This window comes from Corynebacterium sp. MSK071 (assembly GCF_030232125.1).
In the GTDB taxonomy this organism is placed as follows: Bacteria; Actinomycetota; Actinomycetes; order Mycobacteriales; family Mycobacteriaceae; genus Corynebacterium; species Corynebacterium kefirresidentii.
Map to the genome: position 1 here is coordinate 1 of NZ_JASPJA010000020.1, position 10,358 is coordinate 10,358.

7 protein-coding genes are annotated in these 10,358 nt (G+C 50.6%); 5 read left to right on the top strand and 2 right to left on the bottom strand.

Annotated elements, in window-relative coordinates; translation table 11 throughout:
• The first annotated feature begins 1,129 nt into the window (after positions 1-1,129).
• From QP990_RS11725 to QP990_RS11735, 4 genes are all read left to right on the top strand, one after another.
• Positions 1,130-1,780, top strand: a complete 651-nt coding sequence (locus QP990_RS11725; RefSeq protein ID WP_239206846.1) for a C39 family peptidase — start codon at positions 1,130-1,132, stop codon at positions 1,778-1,780.
• A 499-nt stretch (positions 1,781-2,279) separates the two neighbouring features.
• Positions 2,280-2,894 carry a CPBP family intramembrane glutamic endopeptidase gene (locus QP990_RS12400; RefSeq protein ID WP_349839618.1) on the top strand — a complete coding sequence of 205 codons (615 nt, stop codon included), beginning with the start codon at positions 2,280-2,282 and terminating at the stop codon, positions 2,892-2,894.
• A gap of 383 nt (positions 2,895-3,277) precedes the next feature.
• Complete coding sequence (locus QP990_RS11730) at positions 3,278-3,874, top strand: ParA family protein (RefSeq protein ID WP_284799352.1); 597 nt, start codon at positions 3,278-3,280, stop codon at positions 3,872-3,874.
• Positions 3,875-3,881: 7 nt separating this feature from the next.
• Positions 3,882-4,121, top strand: a complete 240-nt coding sequence (locus tag QP990_RS11735; RefSeq protein ID WP_284799353.1) for a peptide transporter — start codon at positions 3,882-3,884, stop codon at positions 4,119-4,121.
• A 50-nt stretch (positions 4,122-4,171) separates the two neighbouring features.
• On the opposite strand, the gene QP990_RS11740 is transcribed toward QP990_RS11735, so the two are convergent.
• Complete coding sequence (locus tag QP990_RS11740) at positions 4,172-5,473, bottom strand: hypothetical protein (protein WP_340439532.1); 1,302 nt, start codon at positions 5,471-5,473, stop codon at positions 4,172-4,174.
• A gap of 1,892 nt (positions 5,474-7,365) precedes the next feature.
• On the opposite strand from QP990_RS11740, the gene QP990_RS11745 reads away from it, so the two are divergent.
• Complete coding sequence (locus QP990_RS11745) at positions 7,366-8,316, top strand: replication protein RepA (RefSeq protein WP_239206849.1); 951 nt, start codon at positions 7,366-7,368, stop codon at positions 8,314-8,316.
• A gap of 1,274 nt (positions 8,317-9,590) precedes the next feature.
• Here QP990_RS11745 and QP990_RS11750 read toward each other — a convergent pair.
• Positions 9,591-10,181: an N-acetyltransferase gene (locus QP990_RS11750; protein WP_284799356.1), complete on the bottom strand. Its 591-nt coding sequence runs from the start codon at positions 10,179-10,181 to the stop codon at positions 9,591-9,593.
• Positions 10,182-10,358: the final 177 nt, after the last annotated feature.

Consider the following 10,358-nt stretch of genomic DNA (forward strand, 5'->3'; position numbering starts at 1 on the left):
TCCTCGGCGGCGCAACCCCACGTGAAATACTTAACGAACTATTCAAGCGTGGCGCATCCACCGCTTGATTCCGCCCATCACGGTGCTCAGGGATTTGTCGCACCGGAAGGTGCATCTACTTTTCTGTACGACCACCGAAACTACTAAGGAAATCCGGCGGGAAGCATCCAACATAGCAGCCGCATTTGGCTTTACAATTACGGAAATCCCTTTGTCGGTTTGGCGTGTCTTTAAACATTTTAAATATGTGTGCATGTGCATATAGACATATACGCATATCATTATATACGTGCGTTTAGGTGTTATCTTGATTTTTGGAAAGAAGGCCACCCAAAGAAGCATTGCGGTGAGCTATATAGAGCTCTAGCAGGGTAGGGACTTAGGTGAGACAGAGATATACGTCGCACCAGCTGGGGCATCTACCAATAAGGATTAGCCTCCGACTAGCGCGGTGCTGAGTAAAACAGGTGAAATCAATCCGTATACCGCAATGCTTTCTAAAAGGCTAAACCACGCGGAATGATTGATAGATTCTGCTCACTGTAATGCACTACAGAGGCACTAAAGCCACCAGGGGCCGCACGTCTACTCTATGACTCTCACCGCAGCGAAACGCCGAATAAGAAAGTGTCGAACTAGACCTCTTAAAAGACGAACTATCACTCCAGAATTAGTCCCACGATTAATGCGGTCCTGCACATATCGCGATCGATACGGAATGGCGTTCACTGAATCGAATAGAGGTTCAAAAGTTGCAGTCTTGCGCACTAATGATATAGATCACGCTAATCAATTAGGAAAATCTCAACTGCATTTTCTAGAAGCTGTGGCAAACGTCCAAAGGGTTTCATCGTCAGCGCATTGCCGCTCAAGAAAACAGGAAAGTACACAATCCTCTTCTGGGGGCACAATAATCTGACTCTTTGTCACGCGTTGTCTAATCTCACACTGTTAAAAGTAAGCCAGTTCTCGACCCAATAAGATGCAGTAAGTTGCGTTTAGTACGGAGTCTTCCGTTTTATTAATAGGGTGTAGGTTGTACTGCGATACGTAAACCTTTGTTGTAGGGTCGGTGGCGTCCTATTAGGGAATAGGAATTACATCGTTTTAAGACCCGAAGGAGACTTCCTTGTTAGCCCATCTCAACAAGAAAATTGCCGCCGGTGTTCTTACCGCCGCAGCTGCCACCGGCGTTTTGGCACCCACGCCTGACACCCACTCTAACCAGGGTTCTGGCTTCGGTACTGTCGCTACTGCGCAGGCTGAAACCAAGCACAAGTTCCAGTACATCTCCCAGGCTCAAGACCAGGGCACACAGTGGGAGGACTGTGGTCCTGCCACTATTTTGATGGCTCTGCTGCAAAACGGCGGTGACGTCCCAGCCAGCTACACCAAGTCCAACCAGGCTCAGGCTATGACCGATATTCGCGGCAACATCAGCGGTTACCTGCAAACCGGCCAGGTCGTCGATATCCTCAACCAGCGTGGTGTTTCTGGCAAGCAGCACCTCAATGGTGATGCAGTCAAAGCTATCGATGACATCAAGAAGGGTAAAAAGGCCATCATCTTGGCTCAGACCGGTGTCATCAGCGGCGAGATGGCTAAGCCAGGCTTCGGGCACTACGTCTACGTTTCCGGCTACGACAAGGATAAGAAGACCTTCACCGTCAACGATCCGCTAAAGAATGAGCGCGCGTCCTACCAGGCTACTGAAGACAACATCCGCGCTATCATCACTCAGCCAGCTGCAGGCAACTCCCAGTGGGTCTACACCATGTAAACCCCTACAGTCAGGAAACTGACATCCCAACAACCTGCTTTGTGAGCAGATAGAGAGATTTATTCCCCTAGAGTTTTGTAAAACGCTAGGGGAATTTTTCTATCCCCACCCACGAAGGTTTCCTCTATGTCAGGTCATGACAAAGCCCCTAGGTGCTCACCACGACGCCTAGGGGCTTCTACCGCACCGGAAAGCGGTGTTCATCTGTTATGCAACCCGCCACAGTCAAAGGGTGCTATGGCGGGCAGAATTAAACATAGCAGGAGAGCCCCCTGTCCCGACGTCATATCGCAATCACCTAAAAAATAGACAACCTGCCAACGGGCAAGAAGCCTCTAAACCTCAGGAGAATTTAGTCCCTAGGGAGGAATTTATTGCCAATTCAGCATGGACAATAGTTCCTATGCAGAATGGTCAACCACACCCTGTAGGTTCTTACTCGCTTCCTCCCACAGTCCGCACGCCGCATCTCATCTGGGCTGCCCTAAGCATGCTCGGCATGGATGCCGGAACTTGCGCAGGAGGACTACTTTTTGGCTACATATTCAAATCCGGAGCGTGGATCGCCTTCGGTGCCGTCATCTTTGGCGCAGCAGGTGGACTAGGAACCTTATGGTTCGGACTGTGTCACCGACTAAAATGGAACCTTAATGATCTGGGTTTTCAAAACAGCACTCACTCCCTATGGCACCTAATCTGGTGGGCACCACTGACACTTCTCATCAGTGCTACAGCTTCAGCTATAGTTGGTTCAATATCTGGAGTGTCACCTTCGGAAAGCGGCCTCGATGAAAGCACTCACCTAGGCCTAGCCGCACAAACTGCAGTAATAATTGGCACTGTAATAGCCATGCCTTTCCTAGAAGAAGTCGTATTCCGAAGAGTGCTACTTGATTGGCTACAACAACACACTCCCGCGTGGGCAGCGGGATTAATCTCCGTATTAGCGTTTGCCGGAGCCCACATCGCCCCGCCCTTGATGATCTACACCCTATTCCTAGGGTCGTCACTCACGCTCGCCAGATTCTGGTTTAAAACAACAAAAGCATCATTTCTCATACACGCTTTTAACAACCTTGTTGTGTCTACACTGCTACTTTCCGGACTATCATGATTGAGCTCTAAAGAGGCTCCAAGAAGACGATAAAGAAAACTCCCCTAGTGCTTCTCGTCGTTGGAAGCACTAGGGGAGAAGCCACCTGCGGGGGATTGTGGCTTTTTTATTTTCCTTCCGTCCGACTATGCGCCGGGGGAGGTGCGCTGCGGACACTCAAAACCATACCGCCTTACAGCGCGCCCGCGACAGGAGTATCCCTCGGCAAGGGGATAGCTTTGAATTTCAGGATGAGCATATATTCATATGCGCATATCAGTATATGAATATAAAGTGACTTTTAGTTCAGTTCCCTACTTAGCGGTTTCCATGCATATAGCAATATATACACACATACGCATGTCACTACCCAGGTAAATCCTTCCTGAATCTATTCTTATTGTATGACTCGAGTAATTTCCGTAATTCAGTCGAAGGGCGGGACGGGGAAGACCACACTTTCGGTAATGCTCGCAGAGGCAATTCGAAAGATGGGCTATACGGTCGCAGTCGCAGACGGCGACCCCCAGCAATCTGCCACCCGATGGGCAACCAAAGTGAAGGATTTTCCATTTCCCATCGAATCTGTCCGCAGCTCAAGTGATTTCTCTGGAGTTGTCAGAAGAGGGAACAATCCGGAATTTCTTATAGTCGACACCCCTCCAGGTGGTTTATCTTTCATAACCGAAAGCGCCGAGGCTGCCGATTTAGTCCTTCTTCCCACTGGTGTTTCCCCGATGGATATTGATCGAACTCAGATAACGCTTTCTTGGCTAATAGAAATGGGGATACCAACAGCAGTTGTTCTGTCGAATGTCGACAGGAGGGAAAAACTTCTAGATGAGGTCCATGCCGAGCTGGAGGGTGATGAGACTGCAGCGCTTGCTGAAACAGTCATCCCAACTAGGGCGGCTACACGGCGTGCTTTCGGAACAAAGCCCAGCAGTACAAAGGTGTGGGATTCTTTGGCCCGAGAAGTAGTCGCAGCATTTGAGGATTAAGGGGTAGATGATGGCAATTCCAAAGGCCAAGAATAAGGCGCGGGAAGAATCGTCTGGAAATAGGCCGGAGAGCTCGCCTTCAACAAAGATGTTCGCTCAAGCTAATGATAAAGCGACACGTCTTCAGTTGTACGTCCGTGATCGACAATTGATTAAAGAGCTCAAACTCGCTGCAGTGGAAGAAGAGAAGAGCATCTCCCAACTTTTTGAAGAGTGGGCTACACGATGGCTCGAGGAAAGAAGCTGATTACCTGGTATATACCCATGTGAGAGCTAGCGCATTGACCTCGCTGTTTTCTAAAGCTCTAGGCCTTGTTTTTCTTCAAGCTCATCAGCGGGTGCTTGTTCGTCGGTGGTATCGCTTTGTTGTTCGCCATCTAGGCCAAGGCTGGCGATGAAGTCGAGGCTTGCTCGCGCGCCCCCGTTCAGTTCGCTGGTGTCTTCGTCTTGGGCGTTGTCGGTGCTTTCGTCTTCTGTTGTGGTCTCGGGTGCTGGTTGCGCTTCTTCTACGGTGTTCTGGACGGTGGTGTCTTGTTCGTCGTGGTGGGTGTCGTCATTGTCTGGTTCGTAGGCAGCAGCGATGGTTTCTGCGACCATGTCGCGGATTGCCTCTTGTGCTGGCTCGTCTACGCCCAGGCGGCGTAGTTCGTAGGTGCGTTGTGCGGCCAGCAAGTTGACTTCATCGGCAATGTAGCCTGCATGGTCAGCGACATCGTTAGGGATTTCTTCTGCGCGCAAGCGTGTGGCGATGTCGGCGCGGTCAGCCCAGTCCATTTTCTCGCGGCGGATAGTATCGAGTTTTTGTTGAAGCTTGTGGGCGTGCTCGCTGTCGTGTTGTGCGGCAGCGTTTAGGCGCTTGTCCCATTCTTCTGTGTCGTCGGCACGGTAGCAGATTTCGTCCCACAGACCTGCCTCCGGCAAGTTAGCACCAGTATCCTCAATGGCCTGCTGAGCTAAGCTGCGGCGCTGTTGCGCCTGTTCAAGACGCTTGTGCGCATGGTCTATGCGCTGTTGGTACGTACCATAGTCTGCGGCGTCGTGGTCATAGGCCTGCTCGGCAACCGAGCGGGTGTAATCATCGGCCAGTAGGCGTTGGTGCTCAATGGTTGCGCGGGCAGCTTCTTCTTCGCGAAGGGCCGCACTGTGGTCTGCCATGGCCTGCTCGTAGGCGCGAATGCGCCCAGCAGTAAGTACTACCTGCTGATAGTCGGCCTGTACCTCGTTAAGGGCTGCGTCTTTGTCCTCGTGTAGGCAAGTGGTAATGCTTGCCTCTTGCCAGGTCAGCGACTCAACCTTCGAGCGGGCAAAGCGTGCGTGCTCTGCCAGCACAGTTTGGTTGAGCTGGTTGAGGTTTCCTTCCTCTCCGGTAAGGCGAGCAGTTTCCGCGCGGTCGTAAGGGTTGTGAGCGCGAAGCCACGTATCGAGTTCTATATCTGTCTGACCAGATACAGAAGGCAGCTGGTTGCGTTTGCCCGTATCACGCTGGCGGAACACTTCGGTCAGCTCTACTGCGTCAGGCAATTCATGGAACAAGGTTGCCAGCAGCCCGGAGTGTGTCTTAACCGCCGAGTATTGCTCGAGGTCGCCAACGAAGACCACGCTCGCCTAGGCAGTAGTGGCGGTTTCTAAGACACGGTTCATGTCCGAGTTAGTCACCATTCCGGCTTCGTCTATGCGATTGGTACACAGTTGTTAACGCTCCAAGAGGAGAAATACTAATACTTAGCACTTTGTAACGCAACGGCGTTGCTTCTGCGCTACAACTGCGCACTAATAACGACATTGAAATCTGTTACGTTAATCGTTACAGAAAGTAAGTGACCAGCAAGCCACTCGGACACCTCCGGTGCCTCGTGGCGCTGGCGAGGGAGATTCTCTCCCTCAACTCTCTGGTAGCTACGAGCGCCTGGAACCGAAGGTTCCTGGCGCCACCGAGAACCGTAACCAAGGTGCCACGGTGAGGATTGCTACGTGACTTTTTACAAGCGGCCCCTAAAGGGCCGCTTTTTACGTTTCGTAGCAAGAGCATAAGGCTAATTCGCCCGCCTTCAGGCGGGCGAATTAGTGGCAGCGGTGACCCGCTGCCAGTTGTGCCGGCTATGCCGGCTGTCACCCCCTCCTCAGAGGGGGTGACACCACAACCCCTTATGCTCTTTTTGCTGATTTTGCTGCTTGCAGCTACATCCGTGTATTTCTAGACGAAAACATATAATGAACTGGGGTTTTTAATGCATACATTAAAGCGTTTTCCGCTTCGATTTTAATGCATCATATGATGCATTAGCTTAAATCCCCAGGTCACAGAGTCGTTAATGTATACATTAGTTTTAGTGAGTGACGCAATGTATACATTAACGATTTTCAGTGAAAACAGGGTCTTAGCTACGTGTTTTATAAAGCACACTGCTGTAACTAAATGTATAAGAGTGCTAAGTTAAAGTGATATAAGCAATAAAAATGGCAACGCCACCCGTAACTCTCGGCTAAAAGTGAAACGAATAGCGTTGCCTCGGAAATGAGGGGTTGCCTCATGGTTTTACAATACAACAATACCGTTACCGCATGTGAAAACAGCACACACGAGACCGCTTCAGGCGGCTCGACAGAGCCGCCCTTGATTCTATGAATCGTGCACTATGGTTAGTGCTATCGGCAAGACTCTCAGGTCTAATTATGATTTTGATCGGGGCCCTTTTGTTTGGCACAGGGGTATCAGCTGATAATGCAGGTACTGGGCAGCAATCCGGTAGCGCCATCATTCCTTTACTAGTAGTGGGAACTGGCACTGTACTTTTGATTCTTGCCTTTGTTTTCTCTGGTCCTCTATTCGAGAAGAATTTCCCAAGCAACAGCCATTAGTCACTTCCAGCATTAAATTCCCTCATTTTCTTTACGGGTCTTAATACTGGCCTTCAGCCTGGCACGCACACAGATGGATGGTCCTAAGGGAGGTTAATATGTCGTCTCGAAAAGTATTCGTGCTAATTTTCGCAGTTGTATATACCGCTATTACCGGCGCCTACAGCGCTAGTAAGTGGATAGATTCCTCTAATGATCACGAAAATCTGCACCTTATTCTGTTTACGCTTGTGGTGTTGACAGCGTTAGTAGCGGTGTATCTAATAAATAAGAACCAACTGATGCAGTCTTCATTAAATCGAATAGCCAATAGGCCTCTTGGTGGGAATCGCCACCATTACTAAATCTCCCAGTAAATAACACTGATGTGATTTAATAGTCGGAGAAAATAAAAAGCCGCCCTACACTCGTGGGGTGCGCAGCGCGAGCGGCACACACCCTCGGTTCAAGTCCAGGGCGCGCACACTCCTCAAAACATGAGGAAACCCCGCATCATCGAGCGCCAACTCTAGCGGGGGTCCAAAAGAAAAACGACACCGACCGTGTCGGTTAAGACTTTACCACTTCCCCACGGACAGTGAGCAAAGCACAACACGGTCGGTGCCGCTAATCCGAAAGGAGACCACGGCACCATGCAGCCCCGAGACGAGCGACGCACCAAGCTCGAAGCAGTCAAAGAACTAGCCCGCAGGCAAGAACACGACGCCGCACAAGAACTCCTCCAAGCCCAAGACGTCGGCTACACCTCCAAACTCTTCGTCCAAGCACTCTTCCCCTACCGCAACCCAGACAACAACGAACGAAAAATAACTACTACTGAAGGCACCATCAGCGTCTACTCACCCAACGGCCTGCCATACGGCAAGTACCCACGCCTCATCATGGCATACATCATCACCCGCGCCGTAGCTAATGCCGGACGCCTCAAAGAAGGCAAAGTCAACCATGAAGAAGCCCGCCGCATTCCACTAGGCCACTCCATGAGCCACTTCCTCCAAGCAATCGGCATCACCGGACGCGGCACAGGCGGCGCAACCGGAAATCTCTCTAAAATCCGCGACCAGCTTCTACGCCTAGCTAGTTCAGCAATCACTGTCCAAAGCGACGACGGGGTTCACGCACGGGGTCGCAACACCCAAATTCTCGAAGACTGGAACCTCTGGTTCGACCCACGCGACCCCAACCAGGGCAGCTTCATGGAATCAGAACTTGTCCTCACTCCCCAGTTCTTCAAGCACATTGCCGAAGCACCTATCCCCATCGACCTCAACGTACTGCGCGAGCTCAACAAACCCCGCGCGATGGACCTTTATATCTGGCTCACGGTAAAGCAGTACTGGCTAGCTAAAAACAACCGCGAAGCCTACACCTTCACCTGGGACATGATCGCCGCCAACTTCGCCACCAAAATCCTGCAAACAGGCCAAGACTGGGTTAATTTCCGCACTGAAATAAAGAAAGCCATTCTTGAGCTCACTACCGCGTGGCCCAAGGCCGGCATTACAGCGGACACGAACGGTGTGACAGTCACTAGAACCTCCCCATCAGTTCAACAGAAGCCACCTCGCCCCGAGCTCGACTAGACCAATCGCGGAGAAGCAGCGCCCTCCGGGGCGCTTTCTTTTTGCACAAAACAGGCTGCGCATATTTACCAATACAGCTGCGCATATTTACCAATACGAGGATTCCCCCAGCTCAGACTGCGCATATTTACCAATACGCTTTGCGAGTCTGCGCATATTTACCAATACAGCTGCGCATATTTACCAATACAGCTGCGCATATTTACCAATACAGCTGCGCATATTTACCAATACGAGGCCAGTTATCCACAGGGTTTCACCTGCGGGTTTACCTATCTTCCCAGGTCGCTTATAACTATATCCCTGTAGATCTATATCTCCAGCCGATCAACCAACAAAACCGTTCACTACGGGTTACTGTTTATGCTCCCGCCTCGCCTTGCGGCTCGTTGGGCTGCCGCCCAAATCAAAGATTTGGTTGCCACCAAAACACCCCACAACAACCACAATCCTACGACCCTCCACGTAGTTTTGTGCTTCTTGCAAACAAGGGTAAACCCCTGTACGACACACAGCGTGACAACCGAGGTGGTACTCGATAGGAGTTATTGAGGCAGCGCAACTCTATCTTTGGAATGTTCAAGCCGCTAGTGCAGTAACTGAGCTAACAGGGGTAGTTGAAGTATTGCTTCGAAACACAATCGATACGCGGCTTCGTCAATGGAATATTAATAGTGGGGGTGGTGAGGATTGGATTGTTAATCCGGCTCCAACGATTTTGCAACATCTCGTTCGCCCCAATGTTCCACCATCATGGCAGCCCCGGAGTGCCTCGGACCTATACCCGAAATGGTGGGAGAAGAAAGCACTAGATAATTATGACAAACCTTACCCGGGGAGTCGTTCAGTGAGATCTGTGCCCCCAACACACGATGACTTGGTGGCGAGTTTGAACTTTGGATCGTGGACGAGCATTCTTCCTTCCCCCGAAGCGGGTCTGAAAAACAAACGCCTCGAGATCTGGAATGCTGCATTGTCATTAGGGTTCCAAGGTGTTCGGCGTGAAGCGGTATACCGCTATGCCCATGAATTGCGGTGGATAAGGAACCGGGCTGCACATCTACGCCCCATGCTCGATAGTGACCGTCTCTGGTCTACTCATCGCTATGCGATACGCTTACTTCGCTCTATGGATGCTGATTTTGCGCAGATCATTGCAGGACAAGCCACCCTTCCAACTCTTATTAAGGACAAACCTTAGCTCCTGGAAGATGCTTAATCTATCCAGTGATGAAAGGAATCTCAGGTCGCTGGTAGGGCCTACACCGCTCCACCTACCTATTCTCTCCTAACGTATTAGCCTGCATGTCTAGGAACATGGAGTACACAATTAATTCTTTTTCGACATGCGTTTTATGCACGAGCTTAAAGCCTTGTCTGCGGTAGAGGTCAACATTTCTTTTGGTTGATGTTTCCAGGCCTATCCGCGGTGTTGATGACCTAGATACGTGGCTGAGGCATTCTTCGATGAGTGCTGTCCCTAATCCGTGTCCAGCTCTTGTGGGATGGACTCCCAATGTTGCAGAAGTCCACGCATCAGCAGGCTGTTTCGGAAGTTTGATCTGCGAGATGGTCGTGAAACGGCTTTCCATAAGGTCAGCGACTTCGGACTGTTGAGCCTTCTCTAAACCGGGGCATTTCGGCGGTAGTGCAGCGGCAACACCATCCGATTTTCCGCTAATGAGGACAAAACCATTCGTGACTGCATGCGTGAGATAGATGTACTGCAGGCGATAAAGACGTTGTTGGTAGTTATCCCTTGGGATACTTCGTCGAGTCCATGGATAGGACTCGAAGGCTAAGGCTAGAGTGCGCGCGGCGGCAGGGATATCGGATGGTAGCGCATGGCGTATTTTGGCAGACATAAATTGATGTTATCAATCTAATGTTGTCTATTTAATCGACTTGACCTGCCATATTCTGAGTACTTCGTGATGAGTGAGTCTTTCACTGCAATGTCCCATGGTGAAGCGTCCTGGGTTTAGTTCCTACCTCAGCTAAGGAAGGATTGAACTATGCCTAGAAAGTATTCCGTCGAGTTC